The following is a 23,258-nucleotide window of genomic DNA, read 5'->3' on the forward strand; positions in this document are numbered from 1 at the left end:
GCCCAGGACGCTGCCTGTCCCGCGGCCTGCTGATCCAAAATCGTGATCGAACATCCCTGTTCCAGCAGTTCCAGAGCGGACATTAATCCGGTAATACCCGCACCGATAATGGCGATATGCATTGCGCCAGGGTCCTTCTGTTTATTTCATCTCTTTCAGTTTAACAGCTGCTTCTTCAGCAAAATAAGTCCAGATGCCATCTGCACCGGCACGACGACAGCACATCAAAGATTCCAGAATCACGCTGTCAGATAACCAGCCATTCTGGATTGCAGCGGCCAACATGGCATATTCGCCACTGACCTGATAGATAAAGGTCGGCAGACCAAAGGTGTCTTTGACTTCACGAACGATATCCAGATACGGCATGCCAGGTTTGACAATCACCATGTCTGCACCTTCCTGAATATCCAGAGCAATTTCATGCAGGGCTTCGGCGCGGTTGCCAACATCCATCTGGTAATTGCATTTATTGCCGCCTTTCAGGTTGCTGGCAGAACCGACTGCATCACGGAACGGGCCATAGAAGCTCGAAGCATATTTGGCTGAATAGGCCATAATAGCAGTATAAATATGACCTTGTTGTTCGAGAGCCTGACGGATAGCACCAATACGACCATCCATCATGTCGCTCGGTGCTACGATGTCGGCACCTGCTTCTGCATGACTCAGGGCCTGTTTAATCAGGGCCTCGACTGTTTCATCATTTAATACATAGCCAGTTTCATCAATGATGCCATCTTGACCATGGGTAGTATAAGGGTCCAGCGCGCCGTCGGTAATCAATACCAGTTCCGGCAATTCTTTTTTTAACAGACGTACGGTGGTTTGTACCAGCCCATCTTCACGCCAGGCTGCTTCTGCAAGCAGGCTTTTATCTTCTTGCGGCGTTACCGGGAACAGCGCCAGTTTATTCACACCCAGTTCCAGCAAGCGTTCCGCTTTTTTTAGCAACAAGTCAGCAGACAGGCGCTGCACATTGGGCATACTTGGAATGTCTTGCGTCTGGTCTTGCCCTGGCAGTACAAAAACTGGATAAATCAGGTGGTCAGCACTGAGATGCGTTTCACGTACCATAGAACGTAAATGCTCATTTTTACGAATACGACGCATGCGAGTTGCAGGAAATGCGGGACGATTGAACGTATAGGTCATAAAAATCTCAGCAATCAGTATTAAACTAGGCTGCTATTGTAGCCCTATCTGAAATTTTTGGGCATAAATTAGCGGTTTTATTGTGGTGGCTTCGGACAGACTTATGACTAAGACAGAGAAAAATTGGACAGGTAGTATACATTTAGGAGCAAAGGTGGATATTGATGTGGTTTTAAATCAGTTGGTACATGCTTTTAATGCCTCTCCTTTTTTTAAGCATAATGGTATGACCATGCGGATCGTCGATGGTCAGATTGAAGCTTATATTGAGATGCAGGACTTTATGATTGGTAATGTGGCCTTCCAGATTCTGCATGGTGGTCTGGCAGCCACGGTACTCGATAGTATTGGCGGGATTGTGGCCATGGGAGAGCTATATAAAAAGGCAGGGCCGGAGACCATTGCCGAGACCATTAAAAAAGTATCACGTCTGGCAACAGTGGATATGCGGGTAGACTATCTGGCACCGGGGCGCGGGAAATATTTTATTGCCCGTGCAGAAACCTTAAGATTGGGGCGTAAGGGTTGTACCATGCGTATGACTATGGTCAATAACGAAGACAAGCCGATTGCTACAGCTATTGCCTCTTATGCATATTAATCCATTTGGCAGCTCAAGATTGGCTATGAGCTGAGTATATAAGCACCTTTCTAAGCAGAGGTGCTTATAGATTTAAATTTTCAGCTTACATTGTTCTATCGGGGATTGTTATCAAGATGTACCATCATTCATGGCCGTAAAAAATAACAAGCCAGTAAAACTCATTTTGAACTCTCCCTGGGTGTTGCTCTCAGCGCAATATAAAGTAGTAAGTAAGAAAATATTCAATAGAAAACCGGTAGTAGACAGCGGTTTTTATCAGGCTTATAAATCTGACTTTGCCCGCTTTAAGGCATTTTGCCATTTGGCTAAATGTGCTGCACGTTTGTCATCCTGCATTTTGGGTTCAAAGGCCCGGTCGAGTTGCCATGACTGTGCAATTTCATCAAAGCTTGCAAATACGCCAGATTTTAAGCCCGCCATTGCTGCAGCACCCCAAGCGGTAGACTCCAGCATTTTCGGACGTAATACCGGTACATTTAGCAGGTCTGCCTGAAACTGCATCAGCATGTCATTACCACTGGCACCGCCATCAACGCGTAACTCTTTTAAGGGATGGCTAATATCCGATTGCATTGCGGTCAATACATCTGAAACTTGAAAGGCAATTGACTCTAACGCGGCACGGGCAATATGGGCTTTATGGGTGCCACGTGACATGCCACAGAGCAGGGCGCGGGCTTCGCTATCCCAGTGCGGTGCACCGAGTCCGGTAAAGGCAGGCACTAGAACTACTCCATCTGTATCATCGACTGTACTGGCGAGCTTTTCGACATCACTGCTTTTTTGGATAATACCAAGACCATCACGCAGCCACTGTACTACTGCGCCAGCCATAAATACACTGCCTTCTAGTGCATAGGTCGTTTTGTCCTGTGCTTGCCAGGCGAGGGTAGAAAGGAGCTTATTTTGACTGAACTGAATATCATGGCCGGTATTGAAGAGCATAAAACAGCCAGTACCGTAGGTGTTTTTGGCAGTACCAGGCTCAAAACATGACTGTCCAAACAGGGCTGATTGCTGGTCACCTAAAATTCCGGTGATGGGGATAGTCGCACCGAGTAAACCGGCTGCAGTATCTGCAATATAGCAATCGGAACTCACAATTCTTGGCAGGATAGAGGTCGGAATATTAAATTGTTCTAATAACTCTTCGTCCCAGCTCTGATTGCGCAAGTTCATCAGCATGGTCCGGGATGCATTACTGGCTTCAATAATATGCTCGGCACCTTGGGTCAGGTTCCAGATTAACCAGCTATCAATGGTGCCAAAAGCCACATGCCCCTGCTCAGCTAGGGCGCGCAATCCATCAATATTTGCCAGTAGCCAAACCAGTTTGCCAGCACTAAAATAAGGATCTATACGTAATCCGGTTTTTTGTTGTACCTGATCCATAAGGCCTTGCTGGATCAGCTGATTACACCAATCGGTTGCCCGGCGATCCTGCCAGATAATGGCGGGTGCCAAGGGTTTACCATTACGGCGGTCCCATACCACTGTGGTTTCACGCTGATTGGTCAGTCCAATGGCTTTAATATCTTTGGCCAGAATGCGCGCTGTAGCCAGTGCCTGCTGGACGACTGCAATTTGGGAGCTCCAGATTTCCTGTGCATCCTGTTCGACCCAGCCTGAATATGGCGTCTGGATATGGGTCTCGCGTTGAGCCGTTGCCTGAACCTGTCCATGTTCATTAAAAATGATCGCACGACTTGAAGTCGTTCCCTGATCAAGGGCCAATAAATAGCTCATGAATGTTTCTTTTATAGGACTTGAAAAACAAAATATTAGCGCAATTATTAAATTAAGGCACATCAAAGTGTAATTGTTTGAAAAATGGCATCGCAATTCTTCACAGTTATGCTATGATGAAGCCTACTTTGGGGGTGTTTCTGGCTTCGACGCTGGTGATGAAACTCATAGATGCATGTCGAGAGCGCATTTTCTCTCGTAAATCAAATTTGCATTTTAATAGTCGCAAACGACGAATCATACGCTCTAGCTGCCTAAGGGCAGCTTGTCCGCATCTCTGAATACTTGTGGTTAGAGATCCCGACTGAAGCGCAAGCACACAAGTCCGTATAAAACCAAGCCTCGGGGTTTTGTACTAAATTAAGAGGATCGCGATTTGTACCCTGTTCGTCGGGTCACAAAGAGTTAAAACAATAGACGATATCTAAGCATGTAGTATTCTCGAGCGTAGTGCTGGCGGACGCGGGTTCAACTCCCGCCACCTCCACCAAATACCCAACAAAACATGGCAAAATATGCCAAGTTTTAAAACGAAAAGGCTTGATTCTAAAGGGATTAAGCCTTTTTTCTTGCCTAAACATAACCAAATATAACTAGCCACAGTGTACATGCACCGTGTACACTGCCTTGTACATTGTAAGATTTATTGAATCCGCTGGTGTACAAGCCATGAAAAGAACAGAAATAAAACGCAGACCGTTATCAGATACCGTACTGGCTAACCTAGAACCTGAATCAAAAGAATATCGGGAGCTGGACGGCGAAGGCTTATATTTCCGTGTAAAGCCTGATGGTAAAAAAGCATGGCTATTCAGATATAAAAAATCAGATGGTAAATGGTCGTGGCTGGGTATCGGTACTTATCCTGAATTATCAGGCAAAGGCGCAAGAAAAAAAGCTTCTGAGATAATCAAGGATATATCACACGGCGACAATCCCATCATTACCAAGCAGGAACGTAAACGCCGGGAGCTGGAGCAAAATAATGCCACCTTTGAAGTATTAGCTCGTGAATGGCTGGACACTAAGAAGGAATCATGGGTAAAGGAGACCATGACCAGAAACAAGGGAGCATTAGAAAAACATATATTTCCAGTTTTTGGCAAACGTTTGTACACCACCATAAAGCCGATTGAATGGATGAACCATTTAAAAGGCATCCAGCAGGAACAGGGGATATACGAGCAGGTAAACCGAGTTCGGGCTATGTGTCGTGATATATACGATTTTGCAAAGGTGACAGGCCGTATTGATTACAACCCATTAGAGGGCCTGCAAAAGTTCCTGCAACAAGGCGTAAAACAAAATATGTCACATGTCAGTGAGCTGGAGTTACCTGCGTTATTAAGAGCAATCAATACTTACCCAACTATGGACGATCGGATGGGCCCACAGCTTTTAGCTATGCTGTTCTGCCGACCTACCGAGCTAAGGAAGCCAAATGGCAGGAGTTCGACTTAGAACAAGGCTTATGGAATATCCCAGCCGAGCGTATGAAGAAAAGCCGGGAGCATATTGTACCGTTATCTGTACAGGCAATTGCCATATTAAGAGAATTGCAGACCTACCAAACCAATTCTGAATATTTATTTCCGAGCAGATCAGATAAGAGCAAGCCAAAGTCAGACACCGTTTTTATTATGGCCTTGCGCCGTATGGGGTATGAAGGCAGACAGACTCCACATGTATTTAGGCATATTGCCAGCACATTGTTAAACAATCGTGGTTTTGATGAACGTCATATTGAAGCAGCACTGGCCCATGTGAAGGACGGCGTAGCAGGGGTGTATAACAAGGCCCAGTACCTACAGGACAGGGCTAATATGATGCAATGGTACGCGAACCATTTAGAAGAAATCGCAGATCAGAGCATCATCCAGTTTAAAAAGGCTAAATGAGAATATATGTCGCGCTACTAGCCAATAAATGCACAAATAAAGGTAAATATAGATTATATTCAGTTTGCTAAGTCTAGCCTGACGGGGCGAAAGTCGGACACCCAATCCGATTCGCTTAGCATCATTTTGGGGATGCTGTGGGAGGCAAAGATGGCTTATATCAAGTTTAAAACAGATATGCCTGAATGGTTTATTCTAGAAAAATATATTGAAAATCAATTAAATGCTACAGAAATTTTGCCTAACCTTATCTATCGTAAAATTCTACATGGATTTTTAACAAATAGATTGAAAGTCCAAGTTGTAAATCATGAACATGCCCACTACCAAGATTTTATTTTTGAACTGAAAGGAAATTTGAAATTATCTAATAAGAAGTTTTTTGGAAATTCTGAAACTATAAGACAGGAAATAATCTGTTTTATGTTTACTAATCTTCAAAAGAATCCTTTAAAACCATTTGATATTCAATTAGTTGATAAAAACCCTCTTATAGAGCCGATTGATTTATGTTTTAGTATTTTCATGAATGGATTTACTCAACATACAGAAACAAAACCTATCAAAGAATTAACGGCCATTGAGGTGGCTAGGAATTATTTTGCACTACCCCAAATTCATAGAAATTTTATCAAGTCAGAAATTCTTGCTTTTGGTTTTACACGTAATGATGATAACGAGCAAGAGCTACTTTTTGCTCATGAAGATAGAGAGGGTTTAACACGTGAAATTGTAGATGATTGTAGAGGCTCATTATTTTCATTGAACGTAAAAAACATGAAAAATAATAATCTAACTGATAATCCATTAGTTGAAGTCAACTTAAATTTTACAAATGCGTTTCTATTAAGGCAGTTTGAGCAGTGGTTAAACAGAAAGAGGATGCAAGTATCAAATAACAACATTTCTTATGAGGAAGATTTATTAGATGCTGACCCTAATACATTAGTTAATAAAATTAATGAGTATAGAATCTTTGCTTATCTAGATTTGTGTTTTTGGCAGGCGATAGAAAAGCATAAAATTAAAAAATCTGTTTTTGCTATATCACTCTTTCCAAACGGTGAAAAAGGTGAAAGTGTTTTTAAAAATTTAGATGAAAATTTTTTACCACCATTACTGATTTATTCTCAATCCAAAGAAATGCGCAGATTAGTGAGTTTATATAATTTAGAAAAAATTGATTTGTGAAAATTTCTATTTTTTTATATTTAGCTTTTTTCCTTTTTAGATATACGTAGAAAATCATACTTGCCCATATTCTTTCATGTATGGGCTTTTTTATGACTATCAAACCAATCCGCGTTCAATTCAAAACTGCTTGTGAACTACTGGACATAAGCCGTGAATCATTGCGTCATATCGTGTGTACTGATGCAGCATTTCCGCGACCAATCAAAACAGGGGATACCAAACAGGCTCCAGTCTATTTTGATTATGCCGAGCTTGTAGAGTGACATAACAGCCAAAAGCAAAGCCTTGCTGTAATGGAGGCTTAATCATGGAAATTACCTTACAGGATGCAATCAGCATCACCCAACCTGTACCAAGAGGCTTTAAAACCCTAAGCGGTAGAACTTCGGATGGCACGGTAACTTACTACGATACCTACAAAGGTAATCGAGCTAAAAAAGGGCATGGAGGCAAAATACGCACGGAGCTCCGCAATATCCGTAATACTAATACCGTTAAAAAGGAGACACCAAGTGGTAGCGGTGAACTGGCTAATTTTGCTCAAAATGCAGATATGCCAAGTATCCAAAACTATGCACCACCAAGCGGTAACCCTCATAAGTCACAAGTCAACAGCTCTAATATGTCGGCATCTAATGTAACGATTCACCAGAGTTTTAAGACTGATATGACTTTAAATGGTGTGAGTAGCCCGATTGAATTTGCTAACGCGGTAAAACGCCAGCAGGAAAACTCAATGGCGATTGCAGCTAGAGGGGCTAAGAGCCTTATTGGTTAGTCTTCAAGACTTTTTGGTGTGTCTGTGCGTGTGAATTCTTTGCCATATTCAGAATACTCGTCATCCTGAATTGAGTAGCATGTTTTCACATTGTCGTATGCATCACGGTAAGCAAGGATGCTGCCCCATGTGCATAAGAATGAATTATTGATTGAGTATTTGATGACAGGTGGCTTACCAGTTAATCCACCTCGATTATCTTTAAATCCTAAGATTGCATCTCTTAATGGTAAAGCTAGGCCATTCTTTATATCTAATGCTACAAAACGAATAAATTCTGATGAGTTGCTTACATTTAGAAGAATGTATTTTTTATCAAAGTTTGGCGTTTGGGTTTTTAAAGCATTTTTGTACTTGGCAATATTTGCTTTAGAGCAAAAATCAAAATCATCATAATCAAACTGGCATTCAATAGTAGCTTTATAAGGGGTATTTGCCCAAGCCCCAGCACTCAGAGCTAAAGATGCCGCTAAAAGTAGTAGTTTTTTCATGGTTAAATTCTTTGCATTAACAGGAAAATGAGATGATGGTACTGGCGCGCAGCACTAAGAGTCTTATTAGTTAGTCTTCTGATTGAAGCTCTACTCCAATTAAGTTGTTGATTATTTTTTTGGATGGAGCGCAATCAACTGTGGTAATCAAGTCGCCACTTCTACTAATTTCAACGCCTGCGGAATGGGATTGGTTGATTTTATCAATGCTTGAGAAAACACGATAAAGGTGATTTCCATTAGGAATATTTACTGAGTAATTTTCATAGCGACCAATCCCCTCCCACTGGTATGTTGTTACCTTGTTGCGAAGGACCGCGACTGCTAATTCAGGAGCTTGATTGATCTTCCCAAATGAATATTTGATATTTTTACCAGCATCACAAACCTGAATAGTCTTATTGTTGGTGGTGATGCATTGAAAAATTGTTTGGGTCTTGGTTGGGCAATTCGCCCAAGCCCCGACACTAAAAGTTGCAGATACAGCTAAAAGTAATAGTTTTTTCATTTGCTTTGATTCATAAAGTGTTATTGATATTGAATATAAAATAATAGCTGATAGTCAAACAATGGTTAATATTTTTATATATCACTAAATCGGCGCCGTATTTTCGAGCTGATGAGCTGCAATTGCTTTGATTGATAATAGCCTCCTTTGTTGGGGGCTTTTTATTGGCTGAGTGGTCATTATCGCTATCGTTTAATTTAGCTTGACAGGGTACAAGCTAAAACATGCCTAAAAATGGCCTCTAATACAGTACCAGAAAGGATTTTGGCTATTTTAAAGAACATGAGTTCCGTCAATCTACGTCAACCTAAATCAGTCAAACCTAGCTATTGACCATTACAAGGCAATACTGGCCAACACCACCCCATCACTGAGCAGGCCCTCATTTTAACCATGCATTACACGCCTGAACATACCAAAGCAGAGATGCACTAGAAGGCCAAAGAGTTAAACCTATTGCCACCACCTAGGGGATACACCGATGACGGTGAACCTATGTACCGTTTGGAGGATATAGCAAAGCATTTCGGCATTAGCTTTGAAGAAGCAGAACAGCGTTTATTGCAGATGGGGGGATGACCGCCAGCAGGTCGGACTATCCAATGACGGCGTTTTGATTAATTCAAATATCAATATTAATCGTGTGCAATGAGGGCTAAGCATGAAAAATAAATCATTCAATAAGGCAGACAGACCCCACATGGCTTTAGACATATCGCCAGTACCTTATTGAATAATCGTGGTTTTGATGAGCATCATATTGAAGCAGCACTAGCCCATGTAAAGGACGGCGTAGCAGGGGGTATATGTCCACTGCAAGCCTGTTCAGGCTATCAGTGGGTACTAACATGGATCCTCCATATAAGGTGTATTATGTTAATTTTAGAGTTTCTAACTAATGAATAATTGCGGCATTAAATCTGAATCATTTTTCAAGAGTTTTATGTATTTCCTCAGCATCTTGACGCTCCCAAATAGGAAAGAAGCCAGTATCTACACATCCCATAGCCTTTAAAATTTCTTGTTGAGTTTGATCTGAGTTATAACCATCTAGTTTGATATTTAATACCTCAAAAAACAATTTTTCTGCATTTTTAAGATTATTGTAAATATTAATACCACCAGTTTTGTTCTGAATAGTCCATCTTGGCTGTGGAAGGTAGTCACTTGCATCTACAATAATATAAATAGATAAAATATCTTTGTAAAAATATAAAATATCTACACCATCGATATTTGTAGTAATTATTTTTTCATCATCAAAATTTAGATAGTTAATCTGAGCTTTGATAGTGCTATCTAGTTCAATTTCATAAATGTTATTTTCTTTTCTCTTGAATATTTTTTTAAAAAACTGAAACATTTTTATTCTTCACTTTCCAGTTAAAATAAAGTCCACTCAGTAAAAGCTACTAGGGCGTGTCCTCATTTGGCTTTGTACCAAATAAACATGCAAGCAATGTAAATCATAGACTGATAATTTCGTGCAAGCTTATCAAATCGGGTAGCAATACCACGGAAATGTTTTAATCTCGCAAATGCATTTTCAACTAAATGTCTTAATTGATATAGATATTTATCAAACTCCTTATTCGACCTCTTACTATTTGATCTCATTGGAATAATGGGAATCATATCCTTATTCTGGGCATATATTCTAATATGCCCAGCATCATATCCCTTATCAGCAATAAGATAAGTTGCCTCATCTACAGTATCAATCAGTTGTTTTGCAACTTGACTGTCGTGGACGTCACCCCCAGTGATTTTAAAATCAATCGGTAATCCATTCGCGTCGGTTGCAAGATGTATTTTTGTTGTTCGTCCACCACGTGATTGTCCAATTGCTCTTTTGAAACCATGCCGAGCTCCACTTGCATGTTGATGCACGCGTATGTAGCTTCCGTCAATGAATACCCATTCTTGATCCAGGACGCCTCGTAATCTAAAAAAATTTATCTCAGGTAATTTTTTTAGATATGCTTTGATCGGTTCCAATAATCTGATCGTAGCCTGGCAAACTTCCTCAGCCTTGCGCGTGCTGCACTTTTTCAGCCAAAGATAACCTGTCTTCCGATCTACAATTGAAACCAGGGATTGTTGGTGATTCTTGCCAACAATCGTATCTATTTCCAAATCACCGAAGCGAGAGCGCTGCTCAATCTCAGCAGGTCGATCGTGAATGCTTTTGCGGTTTGTCAGTTGGCCACGAGTCTCGATAGAGCCATATTTTCTCTTCCTTTGATTTCTGAAACGTAAGTTGTGGAAGAGCACACCACCTCTGCTTTTATCCTGCTGTATAAACCTGTATATGGAATGCAGACTGACTGAAACATGAGAAGCAATCTGTTCGGGACTCCATTGGAGATCAAGATAAGCAATGACCTGTACCCAAGTATCATAAGGGATTCTTTTGGGATTAGGACAATGCCGTCTGCGAGCTAATTTATTGGCATGTTGAGCGAAGTAACCATTCCTTGCCCGATTGCGTGCTATTTCTCTGGAAATAGTGGAAGGTGAACGATTTAGCCTCCAGGCGATATAACGCTTAGAAAAACCTTCACGTAACAATGTAGAAATCTGATATCTTTCTTCTTGAGTAAGATGAGTATAGTTCATGATGCAACTTTGACTTTGGTCGGTCGGAAGCAAAATGCTAGCTCATCTTGCTTCCTTCCAATAATTTAATCTCTGTTGCACTTCATTTGAGAATCCAAGTAATAATTAACCCGAATTTTACTTAAGCCAAGAATTCCATTATTTAAATAATGGTCTTATTTTGAAGGCATAATTGGTAAGCACATAGAGAGGCATAAATTCCAGCTAAGTATCCTTTAATTATGGGCATAAAATCGATCTATTCAAAGTTTTTTGGTTCTGTAATGTGAATCTAAGTTTAAATTTAACTACTACAACCTTATAGCTTAAAGTTCAATACAACATGAGTGAAAGATATTGCTTATTTTATTAAATTTATAAATGGCCTGTTTTTAATAATCAAGTTATTAAATACATAGATCAGCACTAAAGGGGTTAAGATGAGAAAGTTTATTATTTTTAATTTTATGTGAGTCAAAAGTGAATACTAATCAAAATCCTGATCGTCCACTTTATATTCCATATGCAGGCAATACCTTACTTGAGTTGCCTCTACTGAATAAAGGGTCAGCTTTTTCAGAAGAAGAGCGTATAAACTTTAACTTGAAGGGGCTTATCCCTCAAGTTATTGAGAGTATTGAAGAACAAAGTCATCGCTCATATCAGCAGTATCGTACCTTCAATGAAGATATTAATAAGCATATTTATCTAAGAAATATTCAAGATACCAATGAAACCCTGTTCTATCATTTAATTGAAAATCATTTAAGTGAAATGATGCCAATTATTTATACCCCGACTGTGGGGGAGGCATGTCAGCGCTTTTCAGATATTTATCGTCGCCATCGTGGTATTTTTATTTCATACCCGGATCGCCATCATATTGATGACATTTTACATAATGTAAACCGGAGAAATGTCAAAGTAATCGTGCTTACAGACGGTGAGCGCATTTTGGGATTAGGTGATCAGGGAATTGGTGGAATGGGAATCCCGATTGGAAAATTATCTTTATATACTGCCTGTGGCGGTATTAGTCCTGCCTACACACTGCCCATTACTTTAGATGTGGGAACCAATAACCAACAATTATTGAATGATCCGATTTATATGGGCTGGTCTCAACCACGTATCACCGGGGACGAGTATTTTGAATTTGTAGATAAAGTGATCCAGGCGATCCAGAGAAGATGGCCGCAAGCACTGATTCAATTTGAAGATTTTGCCCAGCATAATGCGATGCCTTTGTTAGAAAAATACCGGGATCAGGTATGCTGTTTTAATGATGATATTCAGGGAACAGCTGCTGTAGCAGTTGGAAGCCTGATAGCAGCTTCACATGCATCCAATAAACAGTTAAAAGATCAAACGGTTGCCTTTTTAGGCGCTGGATCGGCCGGTTGTGGTATTGCAGAGCAGATTATTGCCCAGATGGTAGCAGAAGGTCTGACCGATGCCGAGGCAAGAAAACGGGTATTTATGGTTGACCGCTTTGGCCTGATCACAGAAAATCAGCCAAATTTACTGAATTTCCAAAGAAAATTAGCTCAAGATCTGAAAAATATTGCTGGATGGGCTGAGGCTGAACAGACCATATCCTTGCTGGATGTGGTTAAATTTGCCAAACCCACGGTGTTAATCGGGGTTTCTGGGCAGCCCGGCCTATTTAGTAAAGATATTATCACTGCCATGGCGCAGAACTGTGAATCTCCAATTATTTTTCCTTTATCGAATCCAACCTCTCAAGTGGAAGCTGTGCCTGCTGATATTATCCAGTGGACACAGGGCAAGGCACTGATTGCTACCGGTAGTCCATTTGCACCCGTCAATTATCACGAAGAGATTTATCATATCTCTCAATGCAATAATTCTTATATCTTTCCAGGTATAGGGATGGGGGTTATTGCTTCAGGGGCTACACGCGTGACCAATAAAATGCTGATGGCATCCAGTAATGCTTTGGCAGAATGCTCACCAAAGTTAACAGATCCAAAAGCAAATTTACTTCCAGAATTGGATCAGATTCAGCATATTTCGAAAGTGATTGCTTTAAAAGTCGCTCAGGCGGCCATGGAAGAAGGGGTTGCTCCAAAGCTGACTTTGGAAGAGTTGGAGGAAAAAATTAACAGTAATTTCTGGCGCCCTCAATATCGTAAATATCATCGTATTACATTTTAAGGACGAGTAGATTGTATTAAAAAAAAACAAGCTTTTAGAAGCTAAAGCTTGAGGAGTGTGGGCTATTAAGAGCAAGTAAGATGCCAGCGTTCCGGAAAATCTTATTTTAATTAAAGAAGGTGAACATACTGTCAGTACATGGTAGTGCCTGGTCAAGGGTGACTTTGCTTTCGCAAAGACTTGAAGAATGCTAAGTGATGGATTGAGGAGTGCTTAAGGTTTTAAGCTGATCCACTCGCTTTGCATGCCACTACACTTTATTTGCAATCCTGTGTTGTGGAAGTAGGGGATCTTGTACTCGCCCAGTATGTTCGCGTTGAATTATAACCTGAAATCAGAGAGATTTCAGGTTTCGAGCAAGTCAATTTTCCAGTTGCTGGCTTGAATTAAGACGTTTAAATCACGTAGTTTTACACTAATATCATCGGCCTGTTTCTGTAAGGAAGAAACAGGAATGACTTTATGCCATTTGATCTCACGTGTACTGTAACGATCGGGTTCACGAGAACTACTACTGATGGCGGCCGTTAAGACTTTATGACACTCTACCAGCTCATCACGCAAAGTAAGTAAGGCCAGCAAAGAACGACCATCACTTAACTTTGTTAGGGCATTGGTTTGATGAATGGCATACACCAGTTTCTGGGATTCTTGAGTAAGGGCAAATACCTGTTTTAACAACTCATTGGGATCTTCCGACGGTTCATCCCCATCCTGTACCAGTACATTTGCATTGATACGTTGCTTGAGTGACGCAAGTTTTTTTTGTTGATCACTTCTAAGCAAAAGGGCTTCTGCTAATTTCATTTTTCACCTGTGAATGGTTTTCTTGATTTCATTACTGAGTGGCATGGTTTTTACTTTAGCGCCAAGGAGGGATGAGACAAAGCAAAAACTGTAAATCAAAACACGAATAGACTGATAGGAGCTTCTATTCAAAAGAAAAAATCTGGCGTGAGATTCTGAAGTTTATATCGTCAGCATTATATCACTTAGATCAGCATGTGAAGTGCACCACCATGTGATTATAATACTACCTGACTCGAACTTTTAAAGCCGGGTCTTTTTCTTGGGTGATGATTTAAACGTTGATTGGTTTCTGAGAGATATTCATTCGTCTAGGTCTTTAAATTAGTGCTTTTTCTAAAGTGTGCCGACATTTTTAGTTCGGAATTCAGCCTATAAAGGCAGTCAAATATAAAGACCAGCTAAAGCAACCGCACTTTGATAATTACCCTTGAGCTGGTCATATTAATTAGCAATCCTTCCAAACTGTTTTTTAGCAGCATGTTTGCTAAATAACCTAACTATATTCATAAACTTGTTGTGCTAAAAGCACTGATTAGGTTTCTAGAAAATAGCGTTTAGCTTATCGAATTCCTGAGCTAAAACTCGCCTATCCACGCTAGGCATTGTAACCGCTTACAGGGTTTCAGGGCTGGCGACCTCAGGAATTGTGCGTTATGTTAAAAAAGATGCTCTGAGTCAATCTCATCTTTATGAATGACACATTTAGATAAACTGATACTTTTTCAGCCGGTAATCCAGCTTTGCCCTGCTAATACCTAATAAACGTGCTGCTTCAGAAATATTCTGTTTGGCTGTATGCATGGCGGTTTGAATTAACTGCTGTTCATGCTGCTCCAGATCAAATCCTGTGGTCAGCATTGTAGCTAAATCCTTGGCACGGTACTCAGTCTGATGATCCTCCATCTGGGTGTGCATTTGTGGGAACAGGGCATGCAGTTTAATCAGTTGCTGATCTTCGGTCAGCAGTACTGCGCGCTCCAGCAAATTTTCCAGCTCGCGGATATTACCCGGCCAGGCATAAGTTTGCATAAAAGCGGTGGCTTTTTCACTTAGCCCCTGAATCTGTTTGTCATACATCTTCTCAAAGCGTTTTAAAAAATGATCGACCAAAAGCGGCAGATCTTCACGGCGTTCCCTTAATGGGGGAATCTGTACAGGAAAAATATTCAAACGATAATAGAGGTCGGCACGGAAACGGCCTGCCTTGACGGCCTGTTCCAGATCTTCGTTGGTGGCAGTAATGACCCTTACATCAACATGCCGCGTTTGTGAATCGCCCACGCGTTCAAACTCGCCTTCCTGCAAAATTCGCAGTAAAGCAGCCTGGGCGCGAGGGGAAAGTTCAATCACCTCATCTAGAAAAATGGTGCCGCCGTGCGCACGTTCAAACTTGCCTAAACGGGATTGATGCGCCCCTGTAAATGCACCTTTTTCTACCCCGAATAATTCAGACTCAATCAGTTCAGGAGGAATGGCGGCACAGTTTACGGCGACAAAAGCATGTTCTTTACGTTGACTCAGTTCATGTACACCACGGGCAAAAGCCTCTTTACCCACTCCTGTTTCGCCTTGCAATAAAATCGATACTTTGGCCCCGGCGGCGGCTTTGAGTAAGTCACACACCCGTTGATAGGCTGCAGACTGCCCAACCGAGCTGAACATGCTGTAGTCATTTTTACTGGTCGTATAAATCGACTTTTTTAGTTCAAATAATTCAGACTGTAAGGCAATCAGTTCCTGTTCCATCGGTTCTGGCGACATAAACTGGATCAGTTCATCAGCATTTTCCCATTCATGCAGAGGCTTGCCAATAATACGGCAATGGGCATGTCCACAGGCTTTGCATTCAATTTCTTGATAAATAATGGTCATGCCCGTGGCAAAACTGCTATAGCCACAGGCATAGCCCAATAACATCCAGCAGGACGGTTCATCATCCCGTCCAAATTGCTCAAGATGTACATCGGCTTCAAACGAATTGAACCAGTTTAAATCGGCATAAAACTGTTTTTTCTGGTGATTTAAAATCAGCTGATTGGCTTCGACTTTGACCATGCCACGAATCCCGTGCATTTGTGGTCCTGCCATAAATGCCTGCTCTTCATTTAAACCCGGGCGCATTTTGGTGGTCACTTCAGCATCTTTTAATCCGGCCTGATAACCCAGACGGATAAAAAAGCGTTTGGTGCGTTCTAGACCAATCATGTTGGCCAGATCTTTACGCAAATACCCCATGAGGCTGGTATGCATCAGCAGCATACGATATTCATCAAACCAGATTTGTCCATGTTCAGTATCAAAATGCAGTTTGGAAAGCAGGTCATGAATTTCCTGAGGATAGGCTGCGTATTTTCCGTTGTTGGCGTATTTTACTTGTACCATGCGTCGTGTTTAATCCATTAAATTCGATGCCATCTGTCATCTTAGGCAAAATCCCTGAAATTCATAATACCTAAACGGTATCAAGTTAAATCTTAAAGGTATGACGCTATATCCATATGTTTTTATTATTTTTATTTATTCTGTTTCTAGTGAGACTGGCCCTAGTCTAAGGGTAATTTTTTGTATCACTCCACTTTATATTTCATCAAATCATGAAATTCACTTATTTAAAAAAATAAAAATTCATCAAATCATGAAAAAATAATTCTGATAAAAATACTCTTATTTTATAAGATTTTGATTCTATTGTTTTTTATAAAGTTGGCACGCTTGTTGTAATAGTAAAACCAAGCAGCAGATGCATGAAGCAACTGAAGCAAGCTCTGAATGAATCAGATCTTGTAGGAGAACAACATGAAGGATGCAACAGGCACTTTACCCTTAACCAAATATATTCGGGTGACCGGGGATATTCAGGCCGCATTTGTCGAGTTCGACTTTGCCATTCACGATCCCACTTTATATGTGGAACTGGTGTTACCGCAGCAAGCCTTTCGCGAGTTCTGCGCAACCCATCAGGTGGTGGAAATGAACGAACAACAACAGGCCGTGAATGATGCCGAAGAAGACAAATGGCGTTATGGCATTGAGCACCAGACCTTAGTCGGTGCACAGCGCTACAACATTGATCATGAAGATCAACACTGAATGCTTAAGGAGATAAGCGATGACTTTAGAAATCAAAACAGCGGGTATTGAACCGATTCGTCAAAACTATGCCTATATTGAGCGCCGTTTTGGCAACAAGCCAGCCACCCGTTATCAGGAAGTCAGTTTTGATATTCAGGCGGAAACCAACTTTCATTACCGTCCGTTGTGGAATCCGGACAAAACCTTAAATGATAAAACCTACACTGCCATTGAAATGCAGGACTGGTATGCCTTTAAAGATCCACGCCAGTTTTATTACGGTACTTATGTGCAGCACCGTGCGCGTTTGCAGGATATTGCCGAAAGTAATTTTAGCTTTTTTGAAAAACGCCAATTGGCAGCGCATATTTCTGAAGAAGTCAAAGCCAAAGTCATTGCGCTATTTTTACCGTTTCGTCATATCGAACAAACAGCCAATTTACACATGATGTCCGGCAGTGCCTATGGTTATGGCACGGTACTGACCCAAGCCTGTATTTATGCCGCGATGGACCGTTTAGGCATGGCGCAGTACATTTCGCGTGTTGGTTTGGCCTTAGATGGCAACACGGGTGAAGCTTTAATTCCAGCCAAACAGGCATGGATGCAGGATGAAGCTTGGCAAGGGCTACGCAAGCTGTGTGAGCAAAGCTTGACGGAGCAAGACTATTTCAAACTGTTTTTATTACAGAACCTGGTGATTGACAGCTTTATGACCGAATTGGTCTATACCCAGTTTGATCAGTGGCTGGCAGAGCATCAAGCGCGTGATTTGGCCATGCTGACTGAGTTTATGCAGGAAGCCTTGGCTGATTTACGCAAATGGTCAGACAGCGTATTTAAAACTGCAGCAGCAGAATCTGAACACAACAAACAGTTATTGAGCCAGTGGTTAGCAGACTATTTACCTGAAGTGAAAGCAGCATTTGCCCCGTGGGCAGCGCAGGTATTAGCGGCCGATGCAGTCGAAATTGCAGAACAAAAACTGCTGGAGCGCAGTAAAAAAATTGGCATTGAACTCGAAAAAACTTTGCAGGCTTAAGGAGAAGCAGCATGTCTAAGGTTTATCTCGCACTACAGGACAATGATACGTCACGCTACATCATTGAGGCGATTGAAGAAGACAATCCAGATGCCAGCATTCAATACCTGCCAGCCATGATTCGGGTAGAAAGCGAAACCGGTCTGATTGTCAAAGCAGAAACGGTCTCTGAAAAGCTTGGACAGGATTGGGATATTCAGTCTTTACAACTCAACATGATTACGTTGGGTGGCAACGTCGAAGAAGATGACGACAGCTTCCGTCTGCACTGGAACTAACAATAAGGATGTGCACTGCGCCAATCATTGGCACAGTGCCAGCAGAACATATTGCTGCATAGATTGCCGCTCAAAAATTTAAGGATGATGAACATGAATTCACAAGTCAAAACCCCGGCAAAAAAACTGAATGCCAAAGATCGCTATCGCGCGTTAACCCGTGATTTAGACTGGGAATTTTCTTATGCCGACCGTAAAGAAGCGTTCCCTTATGAAGAATTTGAAGGTATTAAAATTACCGACTGGTCAAAATGGGAAGATCCATTTCGTTTAACCATGGATACCTACTGGAAATATCAGGCTGAAAAAGAGAAAAAACTCTACGCTATTTTTGATGCGTTTGCACAAAACAATGGTCAGTTAAACGTGAGTAATGAGCGTTATTTAAATGCCATAAAACTGTTCTTGACAGCGGTGACGCCGCTTGAATATCAGGCATTCCAAGGTTATGCGCATGTGGGGCGTCAGTTCAGTGGTGTGGGCGCACGTATCGCATCGCAAATGCAGTCGATTGACGAATTACGTCACGTACAGACCCAAATTCATGCCATGAGCCATTACAACAAATTCTTTGATGGTTTTCAGGACTGGTCGCACATGCATGACCGTGTCTGGTATTTGTCTGTACCAAAATCATTCTTTGAAGATGCGCGTTCTGCAGGGCCGTTTGAGTTCTTGTTAGCCATCAGTTTTGCCTTTGAATATGTCTTGACCAACTTGTTGTTCGTACCGTTCATGTCGGGTGCAGCGCACAATGGCGATATGGCCACCGTGACCTTTGGTTTTAGCGCGCAGTCGGATGAAGCCCGTCACATGACTTTAGGCTTGGAAATCGTCAAATTCTTGCTGGAACAGCATGAAGACAACGTGCCAATTGTGCAGGAATGGATTGATAAATGGTTCTGGCGCGGTACACGACTGTTATCTATTGTCGGCATGATGATGGATTACATGCTGCCAAACAAAGTCATGTCATGGAAAGAAGCCTGGGAAACTTATTTTGAAGAAGCGGGAGGAGCATTATTTAATGATTTGAGCCGTTACGGTATTCGTATGCCGAAATATTCAGAAGTGATCACCAAAGAGAAAGAACACGTATCGCATCAGGCATGGTGGATTTTTTATAACTTTGGTCATGCAGCCGGTTTCCATACCTGGATTCCAACTGATCAGGAGATGGACTGGCTCTCTGAAAAATATCCAGACACTTTTGATAAGTATTACCGCCCACGCTGGGAACTGGCGCGAAAAATGGAAGCGGAAGGCAAGCGCTTTTATAGCTCAGGTTTGCCACAACTCTGCCAGATTTGCCAAGTGCCGATGACCTTTACCGATATGGAAAATGATCCAACCCTGTTTACTTATCGCGAGTCGATTTATCAAGGCGAGCGTTATCACACCTGTTCAGATGGCTGTCACGATATTTTTGAACGTGAACCGGAAAAATATGTACAGGCATGGTTACCAGTCAATCAGATTCTACAAGGCAATTGTGGTGGCTTGGATTTGGAAAACATGTTGCGTGAATACTACCGCTTCAATGTTGGTGCAGATAATCTGGATATTGAAGGCTCACCAGACCAGCAGCGCTGGAAAAAATGGAAAGGTGAGAAAGGTGATGCAGCTTAAAGCGCATTGCATATCCAACGAGTAGTTTATTTCAAGATTTACATTTAAAAGGATTTGGGCTTGAGCCATTAGGGCTCAAGCCACCCCCCAATACGGAGAATGACCATGGCAGTACGCGCTATTCGCCCAGATTACGACTTTGAGCCACGTGATCTACAAAAACACTATGGCGATAACATTTTGATTTATGTGGGTTGGGATCATCACACCTTATATTGTGCCGCCCATGCCATGCTGGTTTCACCGCAGCAGACTTTTCAGGAGTTTCTGGATCAGCAAATGCAGGCGGGTTTTTATCAGCATCCTGACTTTGAACACATTAACTGGGACGAAGTGCAATTTAAGCTGAATCAACAAGCCATTCAGCCACGCCCGGAACAGACGCTGGCAGAAATTGGTTTCGATCATAAATCTCTACTTCGCTTTGTAACTCCGGGACTAAAGGGTTATCAGGGTGCACATGTTTAAGACAGGAGGTCACAGATGAGCTATCAGGTCACAATTGAGCCAATTGGCACCACCATTGAAGTTGAAGAAGATCAAACCATTTTAGATGCCGCTTTACGTCAGGGTGTGTGGTTACCATTTGCCTGCGGGCATGGCACCTGCGGTACCTGCAAAGTGCAGGTGACGGACGGTTATTATGATGTGGGCGAAGCCTCACCCTTTGCCTTAATGGATCTGGAGCGTGAAGAGCAGAAGGTCCTGGCATGCTGCTGCAAGCCTGAATCGGATATGGTAATTGAAGCCGATGTCGATGAAGATCCAGATTTTCTGGGTTATCTGGTACAGGACTACCATGCCAAAGTGCTAGACATCCGCGATTTATCCCCGACCATTAAAGGCCTGCGTTTACAACTAGATCGGGACATGGATTTTCAGGCGGGACAGTACATTAATGTGCAGTTCCCGGATATTGAAGGGACACGGGCTTTTTCAATTGCCAATGCACCCAGCCAGCCCGGTGTGATTGAACTGCATATTCGCCATGTGGTGGGCGGCAGTGCAACCACTTATGTACATGAGCAACTGGCAGTAGGCGATGAGCTGGAAATCTCCGGACCATATGGACAGTTCTTTGTGCGTAAATCAGATCAACAGGATGCAATCTTTATTGCTGGCGGTTCTGGTTTGTCGAGTCCGCAATCCATGATTCTGGACTTACTCGAATCCGGTGATACTCGTACCATTTACCTGTTTCAGGGGGCGCGTGATTTAGCCGAGCTCTATAACCGTGAGCTGTTTGAACAATGGATTAAGGATTATCCAAACTTCCGCTATATTCCTGCCTTGAATGCACCTAAAGCAGAAGATCACTGGACCGGTTTCACCGGCTATGTCCACGAAGCGGTTGCTGACTATTTTGAACAGCGTTGTGCTGGACACAAAGCCTATTTATGTGGTCCACCGGTCATGATTGATGCTGCCATTTCTACCTTAATGCAAAGCCGGTTATTTGAGCGGGATATTCATACTGAACGTTTCTTAAGTGCTGACGATGGTGCCAGTGGACAGTCACGTTCAGCGTTGTTTAAGCATATTTAAAGATATTTTAGCCCGTTATTTTATAAAAAACTCACAAAACAGGTCGATGTGGATGCAGAACCAGCTGAAGTATTGACCTTTTATAAAGACTATCACCGTGCCAAGGGCAAACAGGCACTGGCCAAAGCAAGAACTAAGGAGAGTGAGATGAATCGTCAAGAGATTGATGCTTTAGTGAAAAAAATGAATGTAGCGACTGCCACCGGCCCTGTCGATTCACGTGTGCAGCAAATAGTCGTGCGTTTGCTGGCAGATTTATTTCAAGCCATTGAAGATTTAGATATTCAAGCTGCTGAAGTCTGGAAAGGCCTGGAATATTTAACCGATGCAGGGAAAGCCAATGAACTGGGCTTACTCGCTGCCGGTTTAGGACTAGAACATTATCTGGATTTACGTGCCGATCAGGCGGATGCCAAGGCCGGGGTGACAGGGGGCACGCCACGTACGATTGAAGGGCCACTTTATGTAGCAGGTGCGCCTGAATCGGTCGGGTTTGCCCGTATGGATGATGGTTCAGAGTCTCATCAGATTGATACTCTTATTATTGAAGGGACAGTGAGTGATACTGAAGGCAATATCATTGAAAATGCCAAAGTAGAAATCTGGCATGCTAACGGTTTAGGCAACTACTCATTCTTTGATAAATCACAGTCTGAATTTAACTTGCGCCGGACTATTTTTAGCGATGCTGAAGGGAAATATGTGGCACAAACTACGATGCCTGTAGGCTATGGCTGTCCACCCCAAGGCACCACGCAAGCCTTGCTGAACAAGCTCGGACGCCATGGCAATCGACCTTCCCATGTGCATTATTTTGTTTCTGCACCGGGTTTCCGTAAATTAACCACGCAGTTTAATATTGAAGGCGACCAGTACTTGTGGGATGACTTTGCCTTTGCGACCCGTGAGGGGCTGGTTGCTAGCGCCGTTGAGGTGACAGATCCTGCTGAAATTCAGCGTCGTGGTTTAGATCAGGCATTCCAATACATCCGTTTTAATGTTGAATTGGTGAAAGATATGCAGGATGCGCCATCGACTAAGGTGGAACGTCGTCGTGCTAGTGCCTGAACGCAAGGAATCAAAAAAAAACAGCCAACGGGCTGTTTTTTTTACACCCAGCACATAGTATGGAATATACCGATTGTTTAACTGCAAGTCGTGGACAAAAACAGGAAGATTCCAAGTTACTTGAAGAAGCATGTCAAGCAGATTATAGGGTCAGGAAATTTTGCACAATTCTGACTTGAAGCACTGCACAAAGCTAATCATCAGCAACGGAGGCGAAACACAATTGAGACCAGAGCAGCGCTAAGCATTAATCTATTTTTAATTAAGAACAGACACCCAGTAAACGCATCTAAATCTGAGCAAAACTGGGTATGAATTAAAACATACAAAAAAGATTATCGGTCTTTTTAATCAAAATATACCATTAACAATTAACCGGAGATGCCATCGCGAACCAGCCCCTATAAGCTTTTGATGATTCCTGTACTGCTGCTGGTGGCGGACAGCAGCAAGGTGTCGCCTTTGTCCGGGCCTTATTTAATGGTTCATCCTGCCTCATTGTTGCCAGATGAGCCAGCCCAGAAATCTGCGCAAACCGCAGCAGACATATTCGAGCTGTTTTGTAAGTATATTGGAAGCGGGACAGTGCGGTACTATGGGTAACACATAATCCATGGCTGTCTGTCCCCTTGTGAGCGCACCATCCGGCTGGTCGATGGACGGA

The 23,258-nt window shown here is 42.3% G+C and carries 20 protein-coding genes, 1 other RNA gene and 5 pseudogenes; 16 read left to right on the forward strand and 10 right to left on the reverse strand.

Annotation, left to right across the window (positions count from 1 at the left end; all coding sequences use genetic code 11):
- The coding region (locus tag E2K52_RS05910; RefSeq protein ID WP_151204231.1) for an FAD-dependent oxidoreductase at positions 1 to 122 on the reverse strand (122 nt) is incomplete at its 3' end.
- A 19-nt stretch (positions 123 to 141) separates the two neighbouring features.
- Complete coding sequence (hemB, locus tag E2K52_RS05915) at positions 142 to 1,155, reverse strand: porphobilinogen synthase (RefSeq protein ID WP_151204232.1); 1,014 nt, start codon at positions 1,153 to 1,155, stop codon at positions 142 to 144.
- A 103-nt stretch (positions 1,156 to 1,258) separates the two neighbouring features.
- Between hemB and E2K52_RS05920 the strand changes: the two genes are divergently transcribed.
- On the forward strand, positions 1,259 to 1,756 hold the full coding sequence (locus E2K52_RS05920; RefSeq protein ID WP_151204233.1) for a thioesterase family protein: 498 nt from the start codon (positions 1,259 to 1,261) through the stop codon (positions 1,754 to 1,756).
- Positions 1,757 to 2,020: 264 nt separating this feature from the next.
- Here E2K52_RS05920 and glpK read toward each other — a convergent pair whose 3' ends face one another.
- Positions 2,021 to 3,505, reverse strand: a complete 1,485-nt coding sequence (glpK, locus tag E2K52_RS05925) for a glycerol kinase GlpK (protein WP_151204234.1) — start codon at positions 3,503 to 3,505, stop codon at positions 2,021 to 2,023.
- Positions 3,506 to 3,635: 130 nt separating this feature from the next.
- On the opposite strand from glpK, the gene ssrA reads away from it, so the two are divergent.
- The 5 genes and pseudogenes from ssrA to E2K52_RS15260 all read left to right on the forward strand — a co-directional run bounded on the left by ssrA (position 3,636) and on the right by E2K52_RS15260 (position 7,375).
- Positions 3,636 to 3,995, forward strand: a transfer-messenger RNA (tmRNA) gene (gene ssrA / locus E2K52_RS05930).
- A gap of 179 nt (positions 3,996 to 4,174) precedes the next feature.
- Positions 4,175 to 5,403: pseudogene (locus tag E2K52_RS05935) on the forward strand (tyrosine-type recombinase/integrase).
- 150 nt (positions 5,404 to 5,553) lie between these two features.
- Positions 5,554 to 6,594: a DUF6387 family protein gene (locus E2K52_RS05940; protein WP_151204235.1), complete on the forward strand. Its 1,041-nt coding sequence runs from the start codon at positions 5,554 to 5,556 to the stop codon at positions 6,592 to 6,594.
- Positions 6,595 to 6,686: 92 nt separating this feature from the next.
- On the forward strand, positions 6,687 to 6,860 hold the full coding sequence (locus tag E2K52_RS05945; protein WP_151204236.1) for a transcriptional regulator: 174 nt from the start codon (positions 6,687 to 6,689) through the stop codon (positions 6,858 to 6,860).
- A gap of 44 nt (positions 6,861 to 6,904) precedes the next feature.
- Positions 6,905 to 7,375 (forward strand): hypothetical protein, encoded by a 471-nt coding sequence (locus E2K52_RS15260; RefSeq protein WP_201798511.1) that lies wholly within the window; start codon positions 6,905 to 6,907, stop codon positions 7,373 to 7,375.
- On the opposite strand, the gene E2K52_RS05955 is transcribed toward E2K52_RS15260, so the two are convergent.
- A complete protein-coding gene (locus tag E2K52_RS05955) occupies positions 7,372 to 7,866 on the reverse strand; it encodes a hypothetical protein (protein WP_151204237.1) in 495 nt (164 codons plus the stop codon). The genes E2K52_RS15260 and E2K52_RS05955 overlap by 4 nt on opposite strands.
- Positions 7,867 to 7,936: 70 nt before the next feature.
- On the reverse strand, positions 7,937 to 8,374 hold the full coding sequence (locus tag E2K52_RS05960) for a hypothetical protein (protein WP_151204238.1): 438 nt from the start codon (positions 8,372 to 8,374) through the stop codon (positions 7,937 to 7,939).
- A 351-nt stretch (positions 8,375 to 8,725) separates the two neighbouring features.
- On the opposite strand from E2K52_RS05960, the pseudogene E2K52_RS05965 reads away from it, so the two are divergent.
- Both E2K52_RS05965 and E2K52_RS15695 read left to right on the forward strand, forming a co-directional pair.
- Positions 8,726 to 9,026: pseudogene (locus E2K52_RS05965) on the forward strand (hypothetical protein); the annotation flags it as partial.
- Between the two features lie 32 nt (positions 9,027 to 9,058).
- Positions 9,059 to 9,280, forward strand: a pseudogene (locus E2K52_RS15695) (hypothetical protein); the annotation flags it as partial.
- A 19-nt stretch (positions 9,281 to 9,299) separates the two neighbouring features.
- Here the strand turns inward: E2K52_RS15695 and E2K52_RS05975 are convergent.
- The 3 genes and pseudogenes from E2K52_RS05975 to E2K52_RS15375 all read right to left on the reverse strand — a co-directional run.
- Positions 9,300 to 9,737, reverse strand: coding sequence for a hypothetical protein (locus E2K52_RS05975; RefSeq protein ID WP_151204239.1), 438 nt, complete (start codon positions 9,735 to 9,737; stop codon positions 9,300 to 9,302).
- Positions 9,738 to 9,799: 62 nt separating this feature from the next.
- Positions 9,800 to 10,348, reverse strand: a pseudogene (locus E2K52_RS15370) (IS5 family transposase); the annotation flags it as partial.
- A gap of 18 nt (positions 10,349 to 10,366) precedes the next feature.
- Positions 10,367 to 10,993, reverse strand: a pseudogene (locus E2K52_RS15375) (IS30 family transposase); the annotation flags it as partial.
- 459 nt (positions 10,994 to 11,452) lie between these two features.
- On the opposite strand from E2K52_RS15375, the gene E2K52_RS05985 reads away from it, so the two are divergent.
- Entirely contained in the window at positions 11,453 to 13,150 is a 1,698-nt protein-coding gene (locus E2K52_RS05985; RefSeq protein ID WP_151204241.1) for an NAD-dependent malic enzyme, read from the forward strand.
- Positions 13,151 to 13,495: 345 nt separating this feature from the next.
- On the opposite strand, the gene E2K52_RS05990 is transcribed toward E2K52_RS05985, so the two are convergent.
- The gene (locus tag E2K52_RS05990; protein WP_151204242.1) at positions 13,496 to 13,957 is read right to left on the reverse strand and encodes a DIP1984 family protein; all 462 of its coding nucleotides are present in this window, start codon (positions 13,955 to 13,957) and stop codon (positions 13,496 to 13,498) included.
- A 705-nt stretch (positions 13,958 to 14,662) separates the two neighbouring features.
- Positions 14,663 to 16,342 (reverse strand): phenol degradation transcriptional regulator MobR, encoded by a 1,680-nt coding sequence (mobR, locus tag E2K52_RS05995; protein WP_151204243.1) that lies wholly within the window; start codon positions 16,340 to 16,342, stop codon positions 14,663 to 14,665.
- A 414-nt stretch (positions 16,343 to 16,756) separates the two neighbouring features.
- Between mobR and E2K52_RS06000 the strand changes: the two genes are divergently transcribed.
- The 7 genes from E2K52_RS06000 to catA all read left to right on the forward strand — a co-directional run bounded on the left by E2K52_RS06000 (position 16,757) and on the right by catA (position 22,594).
- Positions 16,757 to 17,050: a phenol hydroxylase subunit gene (locus E2K52_RS06000; protein WP_151204244.1), complete on the forward strand. Its 294-nt coding sequence runs from the start codon at positions 16,757 to 16,759 to the stop codon at positions 17,048 to 17,050.
- Between the two features lie 19 nt (positions 17,051 to 17,069).
- Complete coding sequence (locus tag E2K52_RS06005) at positions 17,070 to 18,074, forward strand: aromatic/alkene monooxygenase hydroxylase subunit beta (protein WP_151204245.1); 1,005 nt, start codon at positions 17,070 to 17,072, stop codon at positions 18,072 to 18,074.
- An 11-nt stretch (positions 18,075 to 18,085) separates the two neighbouring features.
- Positions 18,086 to 18,352, forward strand: a complete 267-nt coding sequence (locus tag E2K52_RS06010) for an MmoB/DmpM family protein (RefSeq protein WP_151204246.1) — start codon at positions 18,086 to 18,088, stop codon at positions 18,350 to 18,352.
- Between the two features lie 93 nt (positions 18,353 to 18,445).
- Positions 18,446 to 19,981 (forward strand): aromatic/alkene/methane monooxygenase hydroxylase/oxygenase subunit alpha, encoded by a 1,536-nt coding sequence (locus E2K52_RS06015; protein WP_151204247.1) that lies wholly within the window; start codon positions 18,446 to 18,448, stop codon positions 19,979 to 19,981.
- 105 nt (positions 19,982 to 20,086) lie between these two features.
- Positions 20,087 to 20,449, forward strand: a complete 363-nt coding sequence (locus E2K52_RS06020) for a phenol hydroxylase subunit P4 (RefSeq protein ID WP_151204248.1) — start codon at positions 20,087 to 20,089, stop codon at positions 20,447 to 20,449.
- Positions 20,450 to 20,464: 15 nt separating this feature from the next.
- Positions 20,465 to 21,526, forward strand: coding sequence for an NADH:ubiquinone reductase (Na(+)-transporting) subunit F (locus E2K52_RS06025; protein ID WP_151204249.1), 1,062 nt, complete (start codon positions 20,465 to 20,467; stop codon positions 21,524 to 21,526).
- Positions 21,527 to 21,673: 147 nt separating this feature from the next.
- A complete protein-coding gene (catA, locus tag E2K52_RS06030) occupies positions 21,674 to 22,594 on the forward strand; it encodes a catechol 1,2-dioxygenase (RefSeq protein WP_151204257.1) in 921 nt (306 codons plus the stop codon).
- The last annotated feature ends 664 nt before the right edge of the window (positions 22,595 to 23,258 follow it).

The sequence above is a fragment of the Acinetobacter sp. RF14B genome (genome assembly GCF_006864105.1).
Classification (GTDB): domain Bacteria; phylum Pseudomonadota; class Gammaproteobacteria; order Pseudomonadales; family Moraxellaceae; genus Acinetobacter; species Acinetobacter lwoffii_C.